This is a genomic window from Dendronalium phyllosphericum CENA369 (assembly GCF_016056275.1).
GTDB lineage: Bacteria > Cyanobacteriota > Cyanobacteriia > Cyanobacteriales > Nostocaceae > Dendronalium > Dendronalium phyllosphericum.
The window spans coordinates 14,788-38,423 of sequence record NZ_JAECZA010000234.1 but is presented as its reverse complement, the minus strand read 5'-3'; the positions used below and the strand labels follow the sequence as shown (position 1 = coordinate 38,423).

The following is a 23,636-nucleotide window of genomic DNA, read 5'->3' as shown; positions in this document are numbered from 1 at the left end:
ACCAAAGTTGCTCGCCATAAAGATTATTAAATTCGGAATTCGGAATTCAAAATATTGTAATTACATAAATCTAGATATTATTCTTGTTTAAAGACAGTGTTTAGTTACCAATTTTTTGCAGATTTAACCAAAACTTTGCTGACTGCAAAGCAGTACTTGGTATCACGCCCTGTTTTTGATTTACAGGTTTATCGACCCGCTGGCAAGAAAATCGATATCATAAAAACTATTAAAAGTCAATAATTTACTAGGCAAAAATCCTAAAAATATGAGTAGTAAAAGTAAGAAAAAAGTAAGAAATGGATTTTCGGAGAAACGCTGAAACTCAGATAAAGTAAGGAAAATAAATGGTACGACCGCGCAAGATATTTGCTCAGCATTGGCTCAAAAGTGAAAAGGCACTCGACGCAATTGTGAAGGCAGCCGAATGCCAAGCAAGCGATCGCATCCTGGAAATTGGCCCAGGAACCGGCATCCTCACTCGTCGTTTATTACCTTTAGTACAATCTCTAACCGCAGTTGAAATAGACCGCGATTTGTGCGAACTACTAGTAAAACAACCAGGTAAAAATGAAAATTTTTTACTCCTACAAGGCGACTTTCTCACCTTAGATTTACCATCTCATCTAGTAGCATTTTCTAATTTTCAAAAGCAAAATAAAGTAGTAGCTAATATCCCCTACAACATCACAGGGCCAATCATAGAAAAACTACTGGGCACAATCGCCAATCCTAATCCAGAACCATTTGATTCAATAGTGCTCTTAGTGCAGAAAGAAGTAGCAGAAAGATTGTATGCTAAACCAGGGTCGAAAGCTTTCGGAGCATTAAGCGTGCGAGTACAATATTTAGCTGATTGTGAATTAATTTGTACAGTTCCAGCAGGTGCATTTCATCCACCACCAAAAGTAGATTCAGCAGTCGTGCGGTTGCGTCCAAGACAAATAGAAACACCAGCAATCAACCCCAGACAATTAGAGAATCTAGTAAAATTGGGATTTAGTGCCAAACGCAAAATGTTACGAAATAATTTACAGCCAGTCGTCGAACGCGATCGCCTGACCCACTTACTGGAACAATTAAAAATAAATCCCCAAGCCCGTGCCGAAGACCTCAGCATCGACCAATGGGTAACACTAGCAAATCAGTTAACAGTAAACTGATGACTGATAACTGATAACCGATAACTGTTATGCGTTCCTACACCTTAACTGCCCCCGCCAAAATTAACTTGTATTTAGAAATTATCGGCGATCGCCCTGACGGTTATCATGAGTTAGCCATGATACTCCAAAGTATTGACCTTGCCGACCGAATTGAATTACATTCTATCGGCAATGACAGCATCCGAGTTCGCTGCGATCGCCCAGAAGTACCTACAGATGAAAGGAATCTGGCATACCAAGCAGCAGAACTAATGGCAACACAATTTCCTGAAGCCTTTAGTAAATACGGAGGTGTAGAAATTACCATCAACAAGCACATTCCCGTAGCCGCTGGCTTGGCTGGAGGTTCGACAAATGCCGCAGCCGTCTTGGTAGGGATAGATTTACTGTGGAATCTGGGACTAACTCAGTCAGAATTAGAGGAACTAGGAGCAAATCTTGGTTCAGATGTGCCGTTTTGTGTGGCAGGTGGAACAGTAATCGCCACAGGAAGAGGCGAGCAACTTTCTCCTCTACCGAATTTAGATAACATATATATAGTATTGGCAAAATATCGCAGCTTAGAAGTTTCTACCGCTTGGGCATATAAAACCTATCGGCAGCAGTTTAGTGATTCTTATGTTAGAGACACCGCTAATTTAGCAGCGCGTGCAGCTGCCGTCCATTCAGGAGGAATAGTCAAAGCTATCTTTGAGAAAAACACAGCAGAAATTGCTCAAAAACTGCACAACGATTTAGAGCGTGTAGTCTTGCCAGCTTATCCCCAAGTCTTGCAACTACGAGAAGTCTTTGCAACTCAAGAAAGTGTGTTGGGAACAATGATGTCTGGTTCTGGCCCCACAGTCTTTGCCCTTATTGAATCCGAACAACAAGCGCAAGCAGTGAAACTAAAAGTGAGAGAAACAATTCCTGACGAAGATTTAGAATTGTTTGTGACTCGGATGACTACACATGGAATTCAGATAGTATCGTCAGGTAAGGACTAGGAACTTGGGAGACGCGCTGACAAGAAAGCAGGAGAGCAGGGGGAGATGAGGGAGATGAGGGAGTGAGGGAGAATAACTTGCGACTTGCGACTTCTGCCTCCTGCCTTCTGACAACTGACAACTGACAACTGACAAAAATAATATGAGTGACCCAAATATAACACCACAAGTAGAAGCTCAAGCGTCGGTTCCGATGACTGTGTTACGCTGTCTAACTGGAGCAGTGATTTCCGGAGGACTAGGATTTGCACTTTATTCGCTGATGATTAAAATCGCCACAAATTTTGCCAGCAAACCCATCCACTCAGATAATCTATTAGTAGTGAAAATTACCTCTGCCGTTCGTACCTTGGTTGTAGGCGTAGTTGCCTTGGGAAGTGGAATATTTGGTATAGTGGCGATTGGTTTATTGGCTTTGGCAGTGCAAGTATTAGTGCAGCAACTGACAAAGCCCAAAAGCAGTCAAAACTGAGCGCTCAGTTTTAACTAGTTCTTACTTTCTTATTTAGTGCGCGACAATTCAGAACGCTGGCTTGTATCCTTCCTGCTGGGAATTTCCAAAACTTGCAACTCAGTACTATAAGGTACATAGTTTCTCATCGCCGGATGAGTGTTGGTTCTTTGCAAATTTGCGTTTCTGGAAACTGGATATAGTTGAGGTTGATTTTGTTTTCTCCAAATTTTTGGAGGTTGCCCGTGATATTGACGAAACTGGCGGGAGAAATGACATGCATTTTGATAGCCCAACGCTATGGCAATCTGCTCGATTGTCCGATCGGTTTCTTTAAGTAAAGGACGTGCTGCTGCCATGCGACGCTTAACAATCCAGCCGTTGACAGTTTCTCCAGTTTGTTTTGCCACCCTACTGGTTAAGTAAGCTGGGGAATAACCAACTGCAACAGCCACATCAGCCAAAGTAATCCCTTGATGGTAGTTCGCTTCAATGTAGTCGAAAACTTCTTTGAATTGCGGAATTGATGGAAAAAAGAACTCAGAGCTTAGCGATGAAGTGGTGTTGATTGGTAAGGATTCTGAGATTTCACTATTAGTAGCATACCAAGACCTGAGAATAGCTTGCTTTTCTAATCGGATAGCGATCGCTTTCAGCAATTCGTCTACTGTAGAAGGTTTGATCAAATAATCGTCGGCCCCCAACTCCATACCTTTGCGAACAGATGCTTGAGTATTACTCCCAGTAAGAAAAATGAAGGGAATAACCGCAGTGAAAGGATTTTGGCGCAGAGCATTCAAAACTCCGTAACCATCCATATCCGGCATTGCAATATCGCAAATTACTAGATTGGGTAAATGCTTTCGTGCTTCTTCGATACCAGCAAGACCGTTTTCAGCACTTATTGTGTTAAAACCTTCAGCTTCAAGACCCTTTAAGAAGACATCGCGGGTAAAGGCATCATCTTCTATTACGAGAATTGTTGTCGATTCATGCATCATTTTTATTACTAGAAATTGTGGCAAGGAATGATTACTAAACTCTCTACTGAGTACTCTTTGAAAAAATCATAGAATTTAAACACACAAAATTGAAATTTTACTTTACCGACGGCAGCATTACAGTAAACGTAGTGCCTACGTCAACTTCACTTTCCACCGTAATTTCACCGCCATATAAATCCACAAGAGTTTTAACAAGAGATAACCCTAATCCAGTACCGGGAATATTCTTGATATTTTTACCTCGATAAAAAGGTTCAAATATTCGTTGTCGCTCTGCGACTGCAATACCAACACCCCTATCTGTAACCTGGAAAATTACTTTCCCAGATTCACAAGCAAGTCGTAAATCAACTAGACTATCACTTGCAGAATACTTAAATGCATTATCCAGTAAGTTCTTCAGAATAGGTTCCAGCAGTTTTTCATCGATACAAACGCTACCGCAACTACCTTCGCTCACAAAATTGATGTGGTGAGCGCTACTTTTCTGTATTTGTGTGATTAACTCATTGCACAACCGCACCAAATCAAGCGGTTCGGTCTCAAAGTTTGGCTTTGCAACTTCTGCATTGGCAAACAATAGAACATCATTCAGCATCTGACTCAGCTTTTCAACAGCTGTTTGAATGTGATCTAGTAATGGTTGTGTTTTCTCCTTTGTCCATTCGTCAATATGTTTCTTGAGTAAGCTATTAGAAAATGAAACAACATTCAACGGCGTGCGAAATTGATGACAAACCTGAGAAATAAAGTTTGCTCTTTGTTCTCTAAGTTGTTGTACTTGTTGTAACGTCTGACGAAGTTTCGATTCTACCTGTTTGTAATCGCTGATGTCCCAAATGCTCCACACTCTACCAATAATTCTGGCACCCAACCATTGCGGCTGAGAATATTGGGCAAAAATTCTTCCATCCTTCAATTCCAAAATGTTATAGCCCTCAAAATCAGGTTGACTGGAAACTTCCCCCACAAATGGGCGAAAAGAATTTGGGTTTTTTAATTGGTTCTCGAAAAATAGGCTAGCTTGAGGAGAATTTTGAGATAATGTAAGCGAATCTGGAATCTGCCACATATCCAGAAATTTTTGATTTATATTCATAACATCTCCCTCAAGATTTACTGCAACAATCCCATGGGCAGTAGATTCGAGCGTAGAACGAAGTAGAGACAGGGATGTTTCTAACTCTGCTGTTTTCTTCTTCAGTTCAGAAACTTCCTGTTGCAAATGCTTTTCAGCATTCTCTAATTCATCAATCAACTTTTGCATCTTCACTCTTCTCACATACAGCCAAATTTTTTGTCCTAATGTTCTACACAAATAGTGGTTGATTCTCAGTTTTCACCATTTATTTTGACCAAACGTAGAGAAACTGGGCATTCGCTCCTAGAGAAGAGGCAATGTCTACAGCTTGACTTCTAGGTGTAGCAACAATTTAAATTTCAATTTAACTAAAATAATAGCCACCATAATTTTCCCTATTCCCTTCTTGGACTTCATTAACTAAATAATCAGAACCTTCACAAATTCTGATTGGCTATTTATTTCCTGAATAAAGGTAAATAATTTACATAAGAAAAATTTAAGACTTATATTATTATTATAAATATGATTTTACCAACACAAAACAGATATTTTAAACTTGTTCACATAAAAATACAATATTTTTTATTGGGGATTAAAAACACAAACAATAATTAGCCAATCTTTGGACATTGGCTAATATCTGAATAGTTATTTTTATCAAAAGTTTAATCTGCTTTTAATAAACAGCTAATACCTATCAAATTTATATTTATAGCTTGACTTTAAATAATTGATATATGTGATTTAAATATATTCTTTAATTTAGTATACTAGTTAAGTTTAAATTATATATTTTTCAATTTTAATTAAAGAAGTAGTTTTAAAATAAAATTACTTCGAGCTTAACCATACTTACTATATATTCTTAGTTTATGTAACAGGACATCTGCAATAAAGCACTTAGATAAATTGCGAATTTTTACATAACACAAGTAATTACAACAGAGAAAAAGATAATAAAGTACTGCATTTATTATTTACAATAGCACGAACGTATCTACATTAAATTTAAAGATTTTTATATGATTAAACTTCATTTTAAACAAATAGTAAAGTTTTTATTCATTTGAATTTTATGATTTTTTTTGCTTTATTTGATATCTAACCACAGAGGTAAATATTAATAGAAAAATATATCAGATCATCTTTCGCAAGCTATACATTTTCATAAAATTACATATTTCTTCTAGACTCAGTATCTATCAAAAGAAATAGATAGTGTTAAAAGTACATGTATTCAAAAACACAAATCAAGTTACAGCAAAAATATTACATAGCAAAACTATGACTGCTAATTTATAACAGCTTGATTTTAACTTTCTAAAAGCTTGCTAATATAGTATTTTGATTTCCGGCTTGTGCACAAAGATTATTTACTGTGTAAGGCTTTTAACTTGAAACTTATTTATATTTCTAGATATAATACTGTAGCTCGTTTTTAGAAATCTTTCTCAGCAAGTATTACTCAGTTTTAAAAACTGCAAACAGATTTATTATTTAAGGTACTAGTATTATTTGCTACAAAATTAGTAGTTTACTAGTAAGAGTGTATAATTATCAACTATCGAAAGATAGAAACTATTTAACTTAGCTCGTAAAAGATAAAAAATCGTATTTTAGCTAATATTTGGCATTAGTATTGTTTTCATAGACACAAGTTTACTTATTTCATGGTTTCTATACTTACCATAAATAAATCAAATTTTATTTGCTTCGATTCAGACCCGTATCGCAACACAATATATAGTTATGCTCGAAAATGAAAAAGACAAAATAAAAAAAGAATCTTTAGTTTGACCTTTTTGTTTGACTGAATAGAACTTGGTATAATTTGCTTTGTTTAGATAAAAATAAAAACATCATAAATCCTTGTTAACAAGAACTCCTAAATTGCAGGAGCTAAAAAAAAGATAAGTCTATCAAAAAATAAATCGTATATTTGTTGCTGAATATTGAGTAGGCTTAAAACAGAAGCTGCTTCTGCAACACGGTTCATCTGTAGGGGTTGGTTTAACTAGATTTTTTAGGCAGATAAAAATGCCAACTAGCTAAATTCTCCCCTACTTTCAGAGTTCGCTTACCATACTTCTTGGGTTTCACTGCATATCAGCATTTTTTACTGATTCATCTCTAACACTACCCTTAGCAATCTTCGTGTATCTTCCGCCATGACTGAACTAAAGATAGACATCAATGAAAATCCTTATACTTTATGCCTTCTGGCCTATTTTTAAAGTAAATAAGAAAACATCAATTGCCAACTCAATCAATTCTTACCCTTAGGATTACAAGTTTAATAAAAGAGAGCATACTATGCATCAAACAGATAGCACTTACAACACACAAACAGCGAAAAAAATCAACACCGAACAAATCGAACAAATTGTTAAAGCAATTATTGCCGGTAAGTATTCCTGGGCATGTGTTTTAATTTTACGTTTTTCTGGTTACAATCCCATAGACTACATACCCTACCGTACCTACATTCGACTCTTGAAAAACAATTGCTTAGTTGAAAGCTCAAAATTAAATGACACCGAGAGTAAACGCGAAAAAGTAGAAGTTTTTGACATGAAATCAAATTGGCTCAGACTCTAAAAGCAAAAACCGATCTGAACTCAACCTCGATTTTTGGAGGTGATTGCCAACCAAATATTCACAACAAACAATTCAAACCCTTCTAGGGCAGGTTTTTAACCAAGTTTTATCAGAAAGAATGAAGAAGCTTTAGCGGAGGCATTCCCTAAAAAGAGGTAGGACTGATGCACAAAGATTGTCTGTTGAGACTGGGGCTAGGTGAGGTAAGGGCTTTGTTAGCCTACACCGTCCAAACTTTACTTTTGATTTTTCGTATCAGTGCTTAAGTCTAATAGGGACAAGATTTCTGACTTCATCTTTCTGAGTCACCCCATCTCCCGATTTGTCGCAGCTTATGATTTATCCACGTACTCCTGTTAATACCCGTCTACATCCCATTCTCAGAGAGATTGTGTGGCACAAAAAGCAAGAAGTAGTACATATGCATCAACAGATGTCTTTAGCTTCTTTGCAACGCCAGTTAACTGCTGCCCCAACCGTGCGAGATTTCTTAACCGCCTTGCAACAAAATCCTTTTCGACCGCGTTTAATCGCAGAAATTCAGAGAGCATCGCCAATTTATGGGACGATCAGATCGGACTTTGACCCAATAGCGATCGCAAAAGTCTACGAGCGTAATGGCGCGGCTTGTATATCTGTCGTCACAGAGGCATCATTTTATCATGGCAGTTTTGAAACTCTACGTGCAATCCGGCAGAGAATATCATTACCTCTTTTGTGCAAAGAATTTATTATCGACCCCTGCCAAATTTATTTAGCAAGGGCAGCAGGAGCAGATGCTGTATTACTTATGGCAGCAATTTTGACAGATCGGGAACTCCAAGACTTGTTACGAGTAATTCATTATTTGGGGATGAATGCTTTAGTAGAAGTTCATAACTTGACAGAACTAGATCGAGCACTCAAGCTAGACGACATCCGCTTAATAGGAATTAACAATCAGAGCCTAGAAGATTTTACAGTTGATATCAGCACAACACAAAGACTCATGGCAGCGCGGCGATCGCAATTACAAAACTTAGGCGTAACTGTAGTCAGTGAATCTGGACTATACAGCCACGCTGATTTATCACTAATAGCCGAAGCTGGTACACATGCGGCTCTCATCGGAGAGTCTTTAATTAAAGAACAAGATATAGAACAAGCCGTGCGTCGTTTGCTCAAACTGGAACCGCCCGTTTGAGGGGAACGGGGGAAGGTAAGAAGAATAACAACTGACTATTGTACAGACAAGGGTTAATCGCGTCTCTACGATAACTGGCTTCTGGATTTAAGGGCGATCGCTTCTTATTTTAGAATCAACAATAGAAAAACCTCGACGTGCGGTTTTCATCCCAGCCAACTCTACTTGAAAACTCACCTTATCGCTCATTTCCCCACTTCTCGCTTCTAAAGTCCAGTTACCAGGACGCAGATGCCAAAATAAAGTATTAGCTGACTGGGAATCTAGCTTTTGGCCGTTCAGCCACCACTCTACAGGTGCTGATTTAGTCCCCGCCAGTTTCAACTCCAATTTTTGCTGCGTTTGGGCGCTAGGATACAGCAAGAATATATCGCCATTGTGTGGAGATAAAATCCTGAAATTATTAGTAGCGATCGAGGTTTGTTGCTGTCTTGCCAACCACTCATCATACTCTGGCGGCAAATTGAAATCGGTTTGAGTATCGTAGGCAATTTTATCTGCCGGGGAGAAATATTCTTGCACCACAGAAGTACAATCTGGCGTTGGTCGTAAACCAGATATTGCACATATCGGTAATTGCACCAAACCCTCTGGAGGAAGAAAATCCGCTGGTTCTTGATGTTCGTGCAGGTGTAACATAATCCGGTTCCATAAAGGTGCGGCCCCAGTAACACCAGACACCTGCCGCATCGGTTCGCCATTGAAATTACCTACCCAAGTAGCTACTGTGTAATCGCTAGTAAAACCCACAGTCCAAGTGTCGCGGAAATTCGAGGAAGTGCCAGTTTTAACAGCAGTAGCAAAGGGCAAACTTAACACCGAGTCTACACCAAAAGCTGTAGCACGGGCATGACTGTCACTCAGCATGTTGGTTATCAGTTGCCATGTTGTCCGGTTGGGGAGTGGAGAATGAGAAGTAGAGACGCGATTCATCGCGTCTGTACAAGAGATTGGGGAATGAGGAGTAGAGACGCGATTAATCTCGTCTGTACAAGGGATTAAAGGTGTGGCTTGTCCTTGTCGTGCTAAAGTAACGTAAGCTCTAGCGAGTTCCCACAAACTGACTTCGCCACTACCGAGAGTTAACCCCAAACCGTAATATTCCGCACTGCGATTGAGGTGGGCAAATCCTAGCTGATGCAGACGTTCCAAAAAAGTTTGCACCCCTACTTTTTCTAGTACTCGCACAGCTGGCACATTCAGAGAATTAGCCAAAGCCACCCGCACCCGCACCGGGCCGAGAAAACGTTCGGTGTAATCTGTCGGGCTGTAGAGTTTCGCACCAGGAATGGCGTAGTGGGCGGGTACATCTGCCAGAATGGTATTTGGACGAATCAGACCTTTTTCTAAAGCTAACTCATACACAAAAGGCTTCAAGGTAGATCCCGGTTGACGCAGTGCTTGGACTCCATCGTTGCGCCCCAATTTAAATTCATTAAAGTAATCAGGCGAACCAACATAAGCTAAAACTTCCCCAGTATGGTTATCGATCGCTAAAGCCGCAGCATCATGGACATTATTAGCCGCGAGGGAGGAAAGAACCTGCTGTACTTGTGCTTCTACAAATTGCTGCAAAGGACGATTGATAGTAGTGCGGATCGGAGATGAATGCTGTGGCGGTAGCTGAGTCGATAGCCAAAATAAAAAATGTGGTGCGGCAATAATTCCCCGTTGGCGAGACTGAAAGACAACCTTTTCACTGTAGGTTTGCTCTGCTGTGGCGCGAGTGATATACCCATCTAGTACCATACGATTGAGAACGTATCTTTGTCGTTGCTGCAACCGTGCCCAATGCTGCAAAGGGTCGAAATAAGTAGGATTATTGGGAATAGCTGCCAAAAGACTAGCTTGGGCAAGATTCAAATCGCTAGCTGGGATGGAAAAATAAGTACGGGCTGCTGCTTCCACACCATATATATTTCCTCCCATTGGCAGCCGATTGATGTATGCAGAAAGGATATCATCTTTGTTCATCCCCGCCGTTAACCGCCAAGATAGCCAAATTTCGCGTACTTTACCTAAGAAGGTGCGGGAAGAAGGATCTAACATCCGCGCCAACTGCATAGTAATTGTGGAAGCACCAGAAACAATTCTTTTGGCGTGAATAGCTTCTTTGATGGCGCGGACAACTGCTGTCATATCCAACGCCCCGTGCTGATAAAAGCTACCATCTTCAGCAGCTAAAATAGCATGGATAAATTGGGGAGACACTTGATTTAATGGGACTACTGCTGTATGGTCTTGGTCGCGGGTGAGTAATGTTCCTAATGGTAGCCCATTGCGATCGCTAAACTGCATAGCTAGTTGATTTTGGGTAATATCTGCGGCCCGAATCGGCGCAAAATAAGGAAGCGATCGCATCACCAAACACATCAGCAGCATAGCCAAGATAACTTTACTAATTTTGCGATCGCACTGATGCCAAAATTTACGCTTCATTTTGATAAGCCACCGCGAAGTTGGTTTCATCAGCGAATCCCTTGGCTAGAAAAACTTACTTTAATTTTGGCGCGGTGATTATAGATGCATCAGGAAACATTGCAAACACTTAACAATACTCACATTGTGGCTGAGGTGTAGTAAAGCGCAGATCGCACATCAAAAACCTATCGGTCTAGCACCGTGCGATCGCAGCCTAACCAGATAGATTAAAATAGTAGTGTCATCAAATTTTGTCTTTAGCTGTTAACTATAGTCGATTTTACAACTAGTAATATTATGTTTAGTAGCGAAAAGGTACGTTCAATATCGTCTACACTACCTTCTTTAACTCTTTCAGATTTACAATTATTAAAAGAAGAAATTGAATCTATTATTAAAGCAAATAATGTAAAGGATATTGAATTTGAACTGACAACTAGTTTTAAAACTTCTGAAAGTATTTCTAATAAAATTGTTGAAGAAGCCTTAGCGTTACAAGGAGTAGAATTAAGTAATACACCTAGTTTAACTGTGTCTACTGGAACCCTAGATAATACAACAAAAAGCGCTGAATCTGTTCAAAAGCCTTCTAGACCTCTAGGTATTTGGAAAGGACAGATAGAAATATCAGAAGATTTTTACAAAACCTCCAGCGATATTTTATCTGATTTCGGTATACAAGAGTAATGGAATTATTGCTTGATTCCTGTGCTTTAATATGGTCACTTGAGGATAACCCTTATCTTTCACCTGAAGCTCGTCTACAAATTTCAGATCCTTTAAATAACGTCTTTGTTAGTGCTGCTAGCGTTGGGGAGATAGAAATAAAAAGAAAAAAAGGACAGCTGAAGGCTCCAGACAATTTATTAGAAGCTATTATTAATACTCAATTTAGTTTTTTACGAATAACAGAACACCATGCTGTTAAAGCAGCATCGCTACCCGAACACCATAAAGACCCTTTTGATAGACTTTTAATAGCACAAGCTATCTTAGAAAAGATGGTAATAATTACTTCTGATACTGCATTTATAAAATATGGAGTATCAATTTAATTTATTACAAAGTAATATCATGTTCGCTTGAAAACTTATCGAAAAAAATCATTTCATTATTCAGCAATACCACATATCAATAGACATCTTGCAAAAGTTACTTTTGCAAGATATTGGGGTGCATGTTAAAGGTTAAAGGGAAAAGTAAAATTCTATTTCTTTCCCCTTTAACCCTTTCCCTTTCCCCCATTTCTGCAACGCCGTTTAATGTACTTAGTTTGTAGTTGCTGCACCTAATTGGAGCGCATAAAGGTTCGCATAGACACCTTGTTGAGCTATCAGTTCTGCGTGAGTTCCCTGTTCGACAATTTGTCCTTGCTGAATCACTAACACTTGATTAGCCTGAGTCACTGTGCTGAGACGGTGGGCAATGACAAAGCTGGTACGACCTTTGAGTAAGCGAGCGATCGCTTCTTGTACCATAGCTTCTGTACGGGTATCAATACTGCTGGTTGCTTCATCGAGAATTAAAATTCGGGGATCGATTAAAATAGCACGGGCAATACTAATTAGTTGCCGTTGTCCTTGGCTGAGGGGTGCGCCTCGTTCGCCCAATTGAGTTGTGTAACCTTGTGGCAGTGAAGTGATGAACTCATGCACATTCGCCATTTGTGCAGCCGCTTCGATTTCGGCTTGGCTAGCATAGGGTAAACCAAAGGCAATATTTTCAGCAACAGTACCGCTGAACAAAATATTATCTTGCAGGACGATACCAATCTGACGGCGCAAACTAGCTTGCGTAACACTACGCACATCAATATCATCAATTTTGACAGTACCGCCAGATACATCGTAGAAGCGCAAGATTAAGTTAATAATTGTACTTTTGCCTGAACCAGTCGGGCCGACTAGCGCCACCATTTGTCCTGGATGGGCGTGTAAATTTACTCCCTTAAGCACAAGTTGCTCTGGGTTATAGCCAAACGTGACATTCTCGAATTTGACATCACCTTGAATCGGCGGCATTTCAATGGCATCTGGTGCATCATTAAGTTGGGAAGGTTCATCCAGCAGGAGAAAGATCCGCTCTAATCCAGCAAAAGCAGATTGAGCCTGGGTATAAAACTGGCTGAGGATTTGGATGGGGCGGAAGAACTGTTGTACGTAAAGTAAAAAGGATGTTACTACACCCACCGTTGCTTTCCCCGTCACCGCAAGATAGCCACCATAAGCCAGTACACCTGCGGTTGCGAGGGTGTTGAGAAAATCGATTGAGGGTAAAAATGCAGCGGTAATTGCCACCGCTTGGACGTTGGCATCGCGATTAGCAGCGTTAAGAATATTGAATTCTTCAATATTGATTGGTACGCGATTAAATGCCTGTGCTTCTCGGACACTACCAATATCTTCTTCCAACTTGGCCGAAAGTTCGCCAATTGTCTGGCGGGTGACGCGAAATTTAGCCCTTGCCCAACGGGCAAACAAGCTTGTGGTCAAAATCATTGCTGGTACGACTAAGTTGCTCAACAAGCCCAGTTGCAGGTTAATTGCAAGCATAGCAATGACAATACCCACCAAACTGAAAACGTTACCTAGCATTTGGGCGATTGTCTGTCCAAAAGCCTGATTGACAGTGTTAACATCATTTAGCAAGCGGCTCATTAGATCGCCAGCTTCGCTGCGATCGAAAAAGCTGAGTGGCAAACTTTGGATTTTAGTAAAAATATCTTGCCTGAGTTGCCCTAGCAATCGCTGCATAATCCAGCCGACGCGAATAATTTGACCTCTGATTGCCCAGACACCAAGTCCGTAAATTAACCCTAATAGTCCTAATACCAGCAGCAATCCTCGCAGATTTCCCCGTGCAATTAGATTATCTATTGACCAACCGATTAAAAAAGGGCCAATTGCTTGAGTTGAAGCCCCAATCAAGACTAAAGTCAGGGCAATGGGAATTTCTTTGCGATAAGGTCGCAAGTATTGTAAAAAGCGCCGTAGGGTAGAGATTTGCTGAGTTGCTTGTTGCTCAGATGCGATCGCGGGACTTGTGCCTCTCATAGCAATTTTGGATTTTAGATAAGGTCAGTTGTCAGTTGTCAGAAGGCAGGAGGCAGGAGGATGGATTCTTCCTCCGTGAATTTTGAATTTTGAATTTTGAATTTTGAATTGATTTGTCTCCCCCTGCTCCCTCATCCCTCCTTCTGCTTCACCTGCGATTCTAAAATCACACCGTAGAGCGTACTTGTTTGCATTAATTCTTCGTGAGTACCTTGGGCGACTAATCTTCCTTTATCTATCAGCAAAATGCGATCGGCATTCTTGACGGTACTAATGCGTTGAGCCACCACAAAGGTAATACAAGCTTTTTGGCGCATGAGGTCATCTAACTTGGCTTGAATTTGAGCGGCAGTTTTAGCATCTACAGCTGAAGTACTGTCATCCAAAATCAGAATACTGTAATCGGTGAGTAAGGTACGGGCGATCGCTATCCTTTGCTTTTGTCCCCCAGACAAGCCGATGCCGCGTTCGCCTACTATCGTTTCGTAGCCATCGGGTAAGCTAGCGATAAAATCATGAATTTGTGCAGTTTTAGCAACCTCAATCACCTCCTCCATAGTTGCATTGGGTTTCGCATAGGCAATATTCTCGCGGATACTGCCAGAGAAAAGTGTGGTTTCTTGGAAGACAATACCAATATGCGCTCTTAAACTTTTGAGTGTAAAATCCCGCACATCTCGACCGTCAATGCGAATCGCTCCCCTTGTCACATCGTAAAAGCGGGGAATTAAATTCATAATCGTGCTTTTCCCGGAAGCTGTCATCCCCAGAACGGCAATTAGTTCCTTGGGCTTGGTTTCAAAAGAAACTTCTTTGAGGGCTTCTTTTGTCGCGCCGGGATAGCGAAAGGAGACATTTTCAAAGGTGACTCTGCCATTACAAGTATCAAATGGAACAGCGCCAGGGCGATCGCGAATTTCCACTTCTGCATCTACCACTTCGTAGACTCGTTCGGCCGAGGCAGCTGCTTGAGCGATCGCTGGAGCCGCAAATCCAATCAATAATATTGGTTGGAGAATCAATACTAGGTAGGAGTTAAATGCTACTAGTTCGCCAATGGAAAACCTGTTGCCAATAACCTGCGCGCCTCCATAGCCGAAAACTGCTATTGTCACCAAATTACTTAACAAAAAGATAAATGGGAAGGTATTGCGAATAGCAACAATGGTCTTCATGTTTGCCTTGACCAGAGTATCATTCAAGGTCGTGTAACGCGACCTTTCGGCGGACTCCCGCACAAAGGCTTTGACAACGCGTACCCCTACCAAGTTCTCTTGTAAGACAGCATTCAAATTGGCCAATTGCTCTTGTATCTGCCGGAACAGTCCATTATTACGGCTGATAAATCGTGCCATCAACCATCCAGCTAAAGGCACTACCGTTAGTGTAATTAACGCCAATTGCCAATTCATTACCAGCAAAACCACTGCTATCGTCACCAATGTGACAACTCCACTAATGACTTGAATGAGGCTAGTGCCAATAAATGTGCGGATTTGCTCGATATCGCTGGTGACACGAGTTAGCAGTTGAGAGGTTTGTGCTTGGTCGTGAAAGCTGAAACTGAGATTTTGAATTTTGCTAAAGATTTTGTTTCGCAAGTCGTAAGCTACACCTTGAGATGCTGCTTCTGACAAATAACTTTGACCAAAGTTAAATAAACCGCGAGCGATCGCCGCAACTACCATCCAAGCTGCACTATAAAGTACAATTTGCAAGTCTTTTTTCACAATGCCGCCATCAATTCCCCATCGAAATAGTTGAGGAGTCAGTATGTTAGCAAGCGTCAACAGCAACAAGCTGACTACGGCTCCCAGCGAAGTCCAGCGGTAAGTTCTTAAACTCCCTAGTACCCGTTGGATTGGCTGCATCGAAGAAGTTTCCTGAATTTCTGGCGGCATAGTCACTAGAATTCACCCTGATACTTCTGGGAAACTCTAAAAGTATAAGCTAATCAGGATTCACTCTTTATTAAAATCTCTTTGCATTAGTCTTGTTCGTTAAGATTCAATCAACCGGAGATGATTGGTTGTTGCACCTACAAAAGGATACAGCTTGTTTTACTGCTGTATTCAGTAGCAAGATTGATACAAAAGCTTAAAGCCCTTGCAGTATCTTGAGATTCGTAGACTAGACTAGTACCACAGGGTAATATTCAAAGGAATTTATGATGAGCGATCGCGACTATACATTAATCCTTGACAAAAGCGGCAGTATGTCCACTCCCGACCAAGTAGGTGGTAGAAGTCGATGGGAGATAGCCCAAGAGTCTACTCTCGCTTTGGCAAGAAAGTGCGAGCAATTTGACCCAGATGGCATCACTGTATATGTATTTTCTGGAAGATTTAAACGCTATGACGATGTGACCTCAGCCAAAGTCGCGCAGATATTTCAAGAAAATGACCCAGCTGGCACGACAAACTTAGCAGGTGTACTCCAAGATGCACTCAATAATTACTTTCAACGCAAAGCTGCTGGTAAAACCAAAACCAATGGGGAAACAATCTTAGTCATCACAGATGGCGAACCAGACGATCGCAAAGCCGTATTTGAGGTAATTATTCAAGCCACGCGCCAAATGGATCGCGATGAAGAATTAGGTATTTCAATTATTCAAGTTGGTTCTGATGCCCAAGCGACTAAGTTTCTCAAAGCTTTAGACGATCAGTTGCAAGGAGTCGGTGCAAAATTCGATATTTGCGATACCGTCACTTTAGAAGATTTAGAAGAGATGAGTCTCGCAGATGTATTAATGAATGCGATTACTGATTAATTAATCGACTCAGAAATGGAGAACGAATCAATGTTAGAAAATCGAGATTACACATTAATTATTGATAAAAGTGGCAGCATGGCAACCCCAGACCAAAAGGGTGGCAGAAATAGATGGACAGCAGCACAAGAATCTACCTTAGCCTTAGCTAGTAAGTGCGAACAATTTGACCCAGATGGCATTACTATTTATGTATTTTCTGGTAGATTTAAACGCTATGAAAATGTCACATCTGCTAAGGTAGCACAAGTGTTTCGGGAAAACGATCCCTCTGGAACTACAGATTTAGCAGCGGTGTTAAAACACGCAACTGATGATTATTTTCAACGCAAGAGTACAGGTCAAACAAAGCCCAATGGTGAAACAATTTTAGTTGTCACAGATGGCGAACCCGACGATCGCAAAGCTGTCATGAAGGTAATAATTGAAGCTTCTCGCCGGATGGATCGAGATGAAGAATTAGCGATTTCCTTTATTCAAGTTGGTACAGATCCGCAAGCTACCCGCTTTCTTAAAGTTTTAGATGACGAACTGCAAAGCGCTGGCGCTAAGTTTGATATCTGCGACACAATTACAATGGATGATATGGAAGATTTAAGTTTATCGGAAGTCCTGCTTAATGCCATTACTGACTAGTGGTCTATCGCATTAATTGTGAAGGGTTGAGGAACGAAGCGCGAAGTACGCAAAGTACGGGAAGAAAGAGAAAAAAGAAGAGAAAATTAAAAGTTAATTCACCTAGAAAAATTAATGCGATGAACCACTAATAAAAGCAAAATCAAAGAAAATTCAAAATCAGCCTTGGCATAATTTCTAACTTCATTATTAGTAATTACACACCACCGTAACTAGATATAAACCAATGGATGCTATTGAGAAGTTGTTAGCTCAAATCAAAGCTGAATACGATGAGGCTAAACCCGAAAAGCAACAGCCAAAAATAAATGTAGTAAAACAATTCGTACCACCGCCGCCAAAGTCAGTATCTTTAGTGGATAACTTGTTGGCGGAAGTTCAAGCTGATTTTGCAGCACAAGATGAAGCTGAGGAATTGAGAAAACAGCAAGAACTAGAACAAGAGCGAATTCGCCAAGCACAAATCAAAGCAAAACAACTAGAAGCTTTGAAAAATCAAGCCAAAGAATGGCTAGACAAATTAGATCCATTCTCACCTGAAGGACTTTGGTTTGAAAGATTTTCTGAAAGCTACCCTTCCAAATTAGAGGCAGCAATTGAATATTTACAAAGCAACCAATAAACTGAAATTAAACTATTTATCGACAAGAAATTCAAAAGTTAGGAGTGAGAATTCAGGATTAGTTTTGTACTTTTATGTTATAAATAACAGGGTTTAAGCTTCCATCCAATTTTCAATTTTGTGGTCTTCAATTAGTAGAAGTCTGAAATCTACAACTCGTTAGATTCTGAATTATGCATTCTGACTGCTGTATTATTCTGAAATCGAGATAAATAATGCTCAATTGCCCATTCATGCATTGCATAAAGAATTGGTTGTAGACTAGCTCCCAAGGGAGTTAACGAATATTCTACTTTGGGAGGAATTTGAGCGTAAATTTCTCGATGTATAATACCATCTTCCTCCATTTCCCTGAGTTGCTGGGTAAGCATTTTTTGCGTAATTCCGGGTAATGCTCGCTGCAATTCACCAAATCTTTTTACGCCTATCATTAATTCTCTAATAATTAAAACCTTCCAACGTCCGCCAATCACCTTTATGGTGGTTTCAACCTCACAAGTCAGTCTGCTATTATCTTCAGCTTCAGCTTTCATAGTTACTTTTTAGTAAGATACTTACTTTTAAGTGCCTACTTTTCATATTAACTTTATTTAGTTTAAAGTCTATTCGGCAAGTTTTTGTATAGTAAAGTGCTGAGTAAAGACCCAGTTGCTTGGTGGCTTTGAGCAATTAACACTGTCCTAACCATCTAATTACAGCTATACGATGACTAAAGAAGTCTGAAAGGGCAATTTCATACTTCAGCTTTTTATATACCTCATAGGCATTCTGGTGGGAAAATTTATGGCAAATATCCTCCATATTGATACTAGTCCTCGTGGCGAACGTTCTATTTCGCGATCGCTCTGTTATGAGTTCATCACATCCTGGAAAGATGCTCATCCTGGGGATACCGTTACTTACCGAGATTTAGGTCACAATCCCGTTCCCCACGTAGATGAATCATGGATTGCGGCTGCTTTTACACCACCTGAAGCACGCCCGCCCGAACTAACCGAAGCAATTAAGCTGTCCGATAATTTAGTTGACGAGTTTTTAGCAGCTGAGCGCTACGTCTTTGGCGTGCCAATGTATAACTTTAATATACCTTCCACATTTAAAGCTTACATTGACCAAATTGTACGTGTAGGTCGTACCTTTGCATTTGAGAATAATGCATATAAAGGTTTAGTTGATAGCAGTAAAAAGGTATTAGTCGTGACAACGCGTGGAGGTGCTTTTTCCCCTGGAACGCCCTTGGCTGCCTACGATTATCAAGAACCTTATCTCCGCGCCGTTTTCGCCTTTATCGGGCTGACAGATGTTACCTTTATCTACGCTGAAAACCTCAACTCTGGCGATGATGCGCGCCAACAGTCTTTGGCTGCTGCGAAAGATGCGATCGCCCAAGCCGTAGCTAATTGGTAATTGGATGATATCTTGACAAAAGATTGTTAAAACCCCCATTCCCTCGTAGGGAAGGGGAAAAGGAATCAAACAAAGTTTTTCCCCCTTTCTCCTTTTCCCAATCCCTAATCCCCACTTCCTGCGGTCGTGGGGGCCCCGAGTTCCCCAGTCCCTTTTACACATCCTCTAAGCCTGCAAAGCTTTAAACCACTTATTTAGAAGTGTATTAATAGTTCGTTTAAATTGATGTTTGCGATGCCATTTTTGGAAAGCTATTTCATACTCTTCGCCTTTACCTTGAAACGTATTCCAAATATCAAGCCCTACTGCCATTCCCCAAAATAGCAAAATATACAGCGACCAAGTAAGACCGCCGCTAGCAATGAAATTTATTAGTATCAAACAACCATTGACAATTGCAAAATTACCAAAACGCTTTCTAAATCTTGTGAGTCGGTAACTATCAAATGCTCGCCGTTGCTGGATTTCACTTTGTTGCGATCGCCAGTCTCGTTCTGCTAGGTTTAAAGACTCTGGCGATATTTCTAACTCAGTAGCAATTTCTAACAATAGCTCGTAAGAAAACTCTTTGTCTTTATCATCAGCTTGACGGGCGATCGCTAGCTGAAGAATTTGCTGCACATCTTCTTGGCTGTAAGAACGGAGGCTATTAGGTTCAAATTCCGTCATAACTACTATCTCTGATTGTTAGTTTTAATAATTTGTCGCCCGCTAGCTGTGTTACAGCTACACCACTATTAGTACACTCTGCACTATACCTAGACTAGCAAATATGAATAGAGATGGATGTACGGATTTCTTCAAATAGGGATAGAACTTACGCCAGGGTTTTACTCACTACACCTCCACACCCCTTGATTTTTCGGTTCGCTGCCTAAATCCTATAATTACCAATGCTATTTTAAGAAGCGATCGCCCAACTGCTTAAAATAATGTAATTGTGGTTGAATCAACACACTAGTTCTCAAATATCATGAGTCAGAATATTGATGCTGCTAGGATTTCGATTATTATTCCGACTCTCAATGAAGCAAGAAATATCAAAGAAGCTATTGCTACAACCCAACACAGTACAAATATAGAAATAATTGTCGTGGATGGCGGCTCCCAAGATGGCACAGTAGAAATAGCTCAGTCATTAGGTGTAACAGTTATTTCATCGTCTCCTGGTCGCGCCAGTCAAATGAATGCGGGTGCTGTAGCTGCTAGCGGTGACATTCTGCTATTTCTCCATGCAGATACCCGTTTACCGCCAAAGTTTGACGTTTTGATTCGCGCCGCCTTGCAAAAGCCAGCAATAGTAGCAGGTGCGTTTGCTTTGCGAATTGATGCATCGCTTTTGAGTTTGCGCTGGGTGGAGTGGGGAGTAAATTGGCGATCGCGTTTTTTGCAAATGCCATACGGCGATCAAGCAATTTTTTTAACAAAAGAAGTATTTCAGCAAATTGGTGGCTTTCCCGAATTGCCTATCATGGAAGACTTTGAACTAATGCGTCGTTTAAAACGCACCGGAAAAATTGTAATTCTTCCCGTACCAGTTGTGACTTCAGCTCGGAGATGGTTACAAAAGGGAGTATTTAAAACAACCTTGATTAATCAAATAGTCATTATTGCTTATTTTCTCGGTGTTTCACCCGAACAAATTCATAGCTGGTATCGCCAGGGTAAATTTAGAAAAAATTAAGCTATTTTTCATTTAATTAGTATATCTTGAATTACAAGTAATACTTAAATAAGTAGCAAATAATTGTTTTTTGTTTAGATAAAAATCTTTTCTTATTTAAAAAAAACATATCATATGTCTGTTTTTGGCATTTCCATCAAACTAGCGATCGCCTCCTTGTTAAATACACATATAGCTTGGGCACAGGCATCGATTGATAATTCAAATTATTTCAATCCCCAAGCACTTTTACGCAACGCTTTGCAGTGGATTGATAGCCTGGGTACTGTAGGAGCTATAGCTTTTATCGCACTTTATATTATCGCTACCATTGCTTTTTTACCAGGCTCAATTTTGACTTTAGGGGCTGGTGTTATCTTTGGCATTTTTTGGGGTTCTGTGTATGTACTTATTGGTGCAACCCTAGGTGCAACAGGTGCATTTTTCGTGGGGCGTTATCTAGCAAGAGGTTGGATTGCAAAGAAAATAGCCGATAATCAAAAATTTGCTGTTATTGACCGCGCTGTTGGCCGAGAAGGATTAAAAATTGTTTTATTAACCCGACTATCCCCAATATTTCCTTTTAATTTATTGAACTACGCTTTTGGCATTACTGGAGTTTCTTTCAAAGACTATTTTATCGGCTCTATTGGGATGATTCCTGGAACCATCATGTACGTTTATATAGGTTCTTTGGCTAGCGATATTGCCGCAATTGGGACTGAAGCTCAACCCACGAATTCCACTATGCAATGGACAATCAGGATCGTAGGTTTAATTGCCACAATTGCCGTTACAGTATATGTAACCCGTATTGCTCGGAAAGCTTTAGAAGACGAAACAATTAAAAATTAAACTCCAAGCGTAACTGACAAAACAGTTCAGCAGCTGTAATCCTTTTAAAATAAGCATTCCGCATCAGGACAAATAATAAAGTAACCAAAACTTTCATACTTTATACTTAAAATGTCTAATTCAGAATTAGAAAGAGTCATTGTTCGCCCAGTGGATGAATATAATCAAACATTAGTTTCTCACGTTCATCCACCAAATTGGGTAAATCCACAACCTGCTGATGTTTACGACTTGGTAGTTATTGGCGCTGGTACAGCAGGGTTAGTGGTGGCAGCAGGTGCAGCAGGTCTAGATTTAGGTTTGAAAGTGGCATTGATTGAAAAGCATCTCATGGGTGGAGATTGCTTGAATGTTGGTTGCGTACCATCCAAAACTATAATCCGGTCTGCTCGCGTGGTTGGCGAAATCTGGAATGCCAAAGACTTGGGAGTAAATATTCCCGCACATATTGATATTGATTTTCCCGCAGTTATGGCACGGATGCGGCAGGTAAGGGCTGGTATTAGTCCTCATGACTCAGCCGAACGCTTCTCATCACTGGGAGTTGATGTTTTCTTGGGTAGCGGTCGCTTCGCTAGTAAAAATACTGTGGAAGTTGGCGACAAAACCCTCAAGTTTAAAAAAGCTGTAATTGCCACTGGTGCAAGAGCTGCACAACCTGCCATTTTAGGAATCGAACAAGCAGGTTATCTGACGAATGAGACAGTTTTTTCTTTGATTCAACAACCAGAACGGTTAGCGGTAATTGGCGGCGGCCCCATTGGTTGTGAATTGGCTCAGGCTTTTCGGCGCTTGGGTAGTGAAGTAGTACTTTTCCATAGCGGTTCTCACGTCCTGAATAAAGAAGATGCTGACGCTGCTGAAATCGTCCAAAAGGTCTTGATAAAAGAAGGAATTCGCTTAGTACTGAATTGCCATTTGGAAGAAGTGGCAACTGTGACTGATGGCAAGCGGCTTTATTTTTCCTCTAAAGGTTATCGAGATTCTGTGACTGTAGACGAAATTTTAGTCGGTGCGGGACGTGCGCCGAATGTGGAAGGTCTAAATTTAGAAGTAGTGGGGGTAGAGTATGACAAGCACCAAGGTGTGAAGGTCAATGATTATCTTCAAACCACAAATCCCAAAATTTATGCGGCTGGCGACATCTGCATGAATTGGAAATTTACCCATGCCGCCGATGCAGCGGCGCGGATTGTAATTAAAAATACCCTATTTTCTCCCTTTGGCTTGGGTCGCTCTAAACTCAGTAGTTTAGTAATGCCGTGGGTAACATATACCGACCCAGAAATTGCTCATGTCGGGATGTACGAACACCAAGCGCAGAAGCAAGGAATTGATGTAGCAACAATTAAAATTCCTTTTAGTAGTGTAGACCGAGCGATCGCCGATGGTGAAGAGTCAGGATTTGTCAAAATTCTCCATAAAAAGGGGTCTGATGAAATTCTCGGTGCGACTATTGTCGCCAGTCATGCAGGTGAGATGCTTTCGGAAGTAACAGCGGCAATTGTACATAAAATAGGTTTGAGCAAGTTAAGCAGCGTCATTCATCCTTACCCAACTCAAGCAGAAGGAATTAAAAAGGCAGCAGATGCATATCGCCGCACACTGCTGACACCACGAACCAAAAAGCTTTTAGGTTTTCTAACCAAACTTTCGTAAACAGGGGGCAAGAAGAGGATGGGGGGATAAGAGTAATTTCTGCAACTGCCTTTTTCTCCTCCGCCCCTCCGCTCC

At 40.5% G+C, this 23,636-nt stretch carries 21 protein-coding genes; 14 read left to right on the top strand and 7 right to left on the bottom strand.

Going from position 1 to position 23,636, the window contains the following annotated elements:
- Positions 1 to 347: 347 nt before the first annotated feature.
- The 3 genes from rsmA (at position 348) to I8752_RS27250 (ending at position 2,624) form a co-directional block, all read left to right on the top strand.
- Entirely contained in the window at positions 348 to 1,163 is an 816-nt protein-coding gene (gene rsmA, locus I8752_RS27260; RefSeq protein ID WP_214435353.1) for a 16S rRNA (adenine(1518)-N(6)/adenine(1519)-N(6))-dimethyltransferase RsmA, read from the top strand.
- A gap of 29 nt (positions 1,164 to 1,192) precedes the next feature.
- A complete protein-coding gene (gene ispE / locus I8752_RS27255; RefSeq protein WP_214435352.1) occupies positions 1,193 to 2,152 on the top strand; it encodes a 4-(cytidine 5'-diphospho)-2-C-methyl-D-erythritol kinase in 960 nt (319 codons plus the stop codon).
- Positions 2,153 to 2,294: 142 nt separating this feature from the next.
- A complete protein-coding gene (locus I8752_RS27250) occupies positions 2,295 to 2,624 on the top strand; it encodes a DUF3082 domain-containing protein (protein WP_214435351.1) in 330 nt (109 codons plus the stop codon).
- A 29-nt stretch (positions 2,625 to 2,653) separates the two neighbouring features.
- Here the strand turns inward: I8752_RS27250 and I8752_RS27245 are convergent, their stop codons facing one another.
- Positions 2,654 to 3,604 (bottom strand): response regulator transcription factor, encoded by a 951-nt coding sequence (locus I8752_RS27245; RefSeq protein ID WP_214435350.1) that lies wholly within the window; start codon positions 3,602 to 3,604, stop codon positions 2,654 to 2,656.
- A 97-nt stretch (positions 3,605 to 3,701) separates the two neighbouring features.
- Complete coding sequence (locus I8752_RS27240; protein ID WP_214435349.1) at positions 3,702 to 4,874, bottom strand: PAS domain-containing sensor histidine kinase; 1,173 nt, start codon at positions 4,872 to 4,874, stop codon at positions 3,702 to 3,704.
- A 2,130-nt stretch (positions 4,875 to 7,004) separates the two neighbouring features.
- Here I8752_RS27240 and I8752_RS27235 point away from each other — a divergent pair.
- Positions 7,005 to 7,289: a HetP family heterocyst commitment protein gene (locus I8752_RS27235; RefSeq protein ID WP_214435348.1), complete on the top strand. Its 285-nt coding sequence runs from the start codon at positions 7,005 to 7,007 to the stop codon at positions 7,287 to 7,289.
- A gap of 334 nt (positions 7,290 to 7,623) precedes the next feature.
- Positions 7,624 to 8,472, top strand: a complete 849-nt coding sequence (gene trpC / locus I8752_RS27230) for an indole-3-glycerol phosphate synthase TrpC (RefSeq protein ID WP_214435347.1) — start codon at positions 7,624 to 7,626, stop codon at positions 8,470 to 8,472.
- Positions 8,473 to 8,559: 87 nt separating this feature from the next.
- Here the strand turns inward: trpC and pbpC are convergent, their stop codons facing one another.
- The gene (pbpC, locus tag I8752_RS27225) at positions 8,560 to 10,941 is read right to left on the bottom strand and encodes a penicillin-binding protein 1C (protein ID WP_214435346.1); all 2,382 of its coding nucleotides are present in this window, start codon (positions 10,939 to 10,941) and stop codon (positions 8,560 to 8,562) included.
- A 249-nt stretch (positions 10,942 to 11,190) separates the two neighbouring features.
- Between pbpC and I8752_RS27220 the strand changes: the two genes are divergently transcribed.
- Complete coding sequence (locus tag I8752_RS27220; RefSeq protein ID WP_214435345.1) at positions 11,191 to 11,580, top strand: hypothetical protein; 390 nt, start codon at positions 11,191 to 11,193, stop codon at positions 11,578 to 11,580.
- Positions 11,580 to 11,948: a type II toxin-antitoxin system VapC family toxin gene (locus I8752_RS27215; RefSeq protein WP_214435344.1), complete on the top strand. Its 369-nt coding sequence runs from the start codon at positions 11,580 to 11,582 to the stop codon at positions 11,946 to 11,948. Before I8752_RS27220 ends, I8752_RS27215 begins: the two co-directional genes overlap by 1 nt.
- A 213-nt stretch (positions 11,949 to 12,161) precedes the next feature.
- Here the strand turns inward: I8752_RS27215 and I8752_RS27210 are convergent, their stop codons facing one another.
- Entirely contained in the window at positions 12,162 to 13,946 is a 1,785-nt protein-coding gene (locus tag I8752_RS27210) for an ABC transporter ATP-binding protein (RefSeq protein WP_214435343.1), read from the bottom strand.
- A 131-nt stretch (positions 13,947 to 14,077) separates the two neighbouring features.
- Positions 14,078 to 15,847, bottom strand: a complete 1,770-nt coding sequence (locus I8752_RS27205; protein WP_225895943.1) for an ABC transporter ATP-binding protein — start codon at positions 15,845 to 15,847, stop codon at positions 14,078 to 14,080.
- Between the two features lie 266 nt (positions 15,848 to 16,113).
- Between I8752_RS27205 and I8752_RS27200 the strand changes: the two genes are divergently transcribed.
- The 3 genes from I8752_RS27200 (at position 16,114) to I8752_RS27190 (ending at position 17,977) form a co-directional block, all read left to right on the top strand.
- Positions 16,114 to 16,719 carry a vWA domain-containing protein gene (locus tag I8752_RS27200; RefSeq protein ID WP_214435342.1) on the top strand — a complete coding sequence of 202 codons (606 nt, stop codon included), beginning with the start codon at positions 16,114 to 16,116 and terminating at the stop codon, positions 16,717 to 16,719.
- Positions 16,720 to 16,749: 30 nt separating this feature from the next.
- On the top strand, positions 16,750 to 17,355 hold the full coding sequence (locus I8752_RS27195; protein ID WP_214435366.1) for a vWA domain-containing protein: 606 nt from the start codon (positions 16,750 to 16,752) through the stop codon (positions 17,353 to 17,355).
- A 226-nt stretch (positions 17,356 to 17,581) separates the two neighbouring features.
- Positions 17,582 to 17,977 carry a salt stress protein, Slr1339 family gene (locus tag I8752_RS27190; RefSeq protein ID WP_214435341.1) on the top strand — a complete coding sequence of 132 codons (396 nt, stop codon included), beginning with the start codon at positions 17,582 to 17,584 and terminating at the stop codon, positions 17,975 to 17,977.
- A 149-nt stretch (positions 17,978 to 18,126) separates the two neighbouring features.
- Here I8752_RS27190 and I8752_RS27185 read toward each other — a convergent pair whose 3' ends face one another.
- Complete coding sequence (locus I8752_RS27185) at positions 18,127 to 18,510, bottom strand: winged helix-turn-helix transcriptional regulator (protein ID WP_214435340.1); 384 nt, start codon at positions 18,508 to 18,510, stop codon at positions 18,127 to 18,129.
- Between the two features lie 250 nt (positions 18,511 to 18,760).
- Here I8752_RS27185 and I8752_RS27180 point away from each other — a divergent pair, with 250 nt between their 5' ends.
- The gene (locus I8752_RS27180; RefSeq protein ID WP_214435339.1) at positions 18,761 to 19,384 is read left to right on the top strand and encodes an FMN-dependent NADH-azoreductase; all 624 of its coding nucleotides are present in this window, start codon (positions 18,761 to 18,763) and stop codon (positions 19,382 to 19,384) included.
- A 165-nt stretch (positions 19,385 to 19,549) separates the two neighbouring features.
- On the opposite strand, the gene I8752_RS27175 is transcribed toward I8752_RS27180, so the two are convergent.
- Entirely contained in the window at positions 19,550 to 20,053 is a 504-nt protein-coding gene (locus I8752_RS27175; RefSeq protein ID WP_214435338.1) for a 2TM domain-containing protein, read from the bottom strand.
- 304 nt (positions 20,054 to 20,357) lie between these two features.
- On the opposite strand from I8752_RS27175, the gene I8752_RS27170 reads away from it, so the two are divergent.
- From I8752_RS27170 to I8752_RS27160, 3 genes are all read left to right on the top strand, one after another.
- Positions 20,358 to 21,068, top strand: coding sequence for a TIGR04283 family arsenosugar biosynthesis glycosyltransferase (locus tag I8752_RS27170; RefSeq protein WP_214435337.1), 711 nt, complete (start codon positions 20,358 to 20,360; stop codon positions 21,066 to 21,068).
- A 114-nt stretch (positions 21,069 to 21,182) separates the two neighbouring features.
- The gene (locus I8752_RS27165) at positions 21,183 to 21,902 is read left to right on the top strand and encodes a TVP38/TMEM64 family protein (RefSeq protein ID WP_214435336.1); all 720 of its coding nucleotides are present in this window, start codon (positions 21,183 to 21,185) and stop codon (positions 21,900 to 21,902) included.
- Between the two features lie 111 nt (positions 21,903 to 22,013).
- Positions 22,014 to 23,561: a mercuric reductase gene (locus tag I8752_RS27160; RefSeq protein ID WP_214435335.1), complete on the top strand. Its 1,548-nt coding sequence runs from the start codon at positions 22,014 to 22,016 to the stop codon at positions 23,559 to 23,561.
- The last annotated feature ends 75 nt before the right edge of the window (positions 23,562 to 23,636 follow it).

What these genes read in the sequence shown, in the direction of transcription:
- rsmA (WP_214435353.1), top strand. Translation starts at nt 348, where the DNA reads ATGGTACGACCGCGCAAGATATTTGCTCAGCATTGGCTCAAAAGTGAA.
- ispE (WP_214435352.1), top strand. Translation starts at nt 1,193, where the DNA reads ATGCGTTCCTACACCTTAACTGCCCCCGCCAAAATTAACTTGTATTTA.
- I8752_RS27250 (WP_214435351.1), top strand. Translation starts at nt 2,295, where the DNA reads ATGAGTGACCCAAATATAACACCACAAGTAGAAGCTCAAGCGTCGGTT.
- I8752_RS27245 (WP_214435350.1), bottom strand. Translation starts at nt 3,604, where the DNA reads ATGATGCATGAATCGACAACAATTCTCGTAATAGAAGATGATGCCTTT.
- I8752_RS27240 (WP_214435349.1), bottom strand. Translation starts at nt 4,874, where the DNA reads ATGCAAAAGTTGATTGATGAATTAGAGAATGCTGAAAAGCATTTGCAA.
- I8752_RS27235 (WP_214435348.1), top strand. Translation starts at nt 7,005, where the DNA reads ATGCATCAAACAGATAGCACTTACAACACACAAACAGCGAAAAAAATC.
- trpC (WP_214435347.1), top strand. Translation starts at nt 7,624, where the DNA reads ATGATTTATCCACGTACTCCTGTTAATACCCGTCTACATCCCATTCTC.
- pbpC (WP_214435346.1), bottom strand. Translation starts at nt 10,941, where the DNA reads ATGAAACCAACTTCGCGGTGGCTTATCAAAATGAAGCGTAAATTTTGG.
- I8752_RS27220 (WP_214435345.1), top strand. Translation starts at nt 11,191, where the DNA reads ATGTTTAGTAGCGAAAAGGTACGTTCAATATCGTCTACACTACCTTCT.
- I8752_RS27215 (WP_214435344.1), top strand. Translation starts at nt 11,580, where the DNA reads ATGGAATTATTGCTTGATTCCTGTGCTTTAATATGGTCACTTGAGGAT.
- I8752_RS27210 (WP_214435343.1), bottom strand. Translation starts at nt 13,946, where the DNA reads ATGAGAGGCACAAGTCCCGCGATCGCATCTGAGCAACAAGCAACTCAG.
- I8752_RS27205 (WP_225895943.1), bottom strand. Translation starts at nt 15,847, where the DNA reads ATGCCGCCAGAAATTCAGGAAACTTCTTCGATGCAGCCAATCCAACGG.
- I8752_RS27200 (WP_214435342.1), top strand. Translation starts at nt 16,114, where the DNA reads ATGATGAGCGATCGCGACTATACATTAATCCTTGACAAAAGCGGCAGT.
- I8752_RS27195 (WP_214435366.1), top strand. Translation starts at nt 16,750, where the DNA reads ATGTTAGAAAATCGAGATTACACATTAATTATTGATAAAAGTGGCAGC.
- I8752_RS27190 (WP_214435341.1), top strand. Translation starts at nt 17,582, where the DNA reads ATGGATGCTATTGAGAAGTTGTTAGCTCAAATCAAAGCTGAATACGAT.
- I8752_RS27185 (WP_214435340.1), bottom strand. Translation starts at nt 18,510, where the DNA reads ATGAAAGCTGAAGCTGAAGATAATAGCAGACTGACTTGTGAGGTTGAA.
- I8752_RS27180 (WP_214435339.1), top strand. Translation starts at nt 18,761, where the DNA reads ATGGCAAATATCCTCCATATTGATACTAGTCCTCGTGGCGAACGTTCT.
- I8752_RS27175 (WP_214435338.1), bottom strand. Translation starts at nt 20,053, where the DNA reads ATGACGGAATTTGAACCTAATAGCCTCCGTTCTTACAGCCAAGAAGAT.
- I8752_RS27170 (WP_214435337.1), top strand. Translation starts at nt 20,358, where the DNA reads ATGAGTCAGAATATTGATGCTGCTAGGATTTCGATTATTATTCCGACT.
- I8752_RS27165 (WP_214435336.1), top strand. Translation starts at nt 21,183, where the DNA reads ATGTCTGTTTTTGGCATTTCCATCAAACTAGCGATCGCCTCCTTGTTA.
- I8752_RS27160 (WP_214435335.1), top strand. Translation starts at nt 22,014, where the DNA reads ATGTCTAATTCAGAATTAGAAAGAGTCATTGTTCGCCCAGTGGATGAA.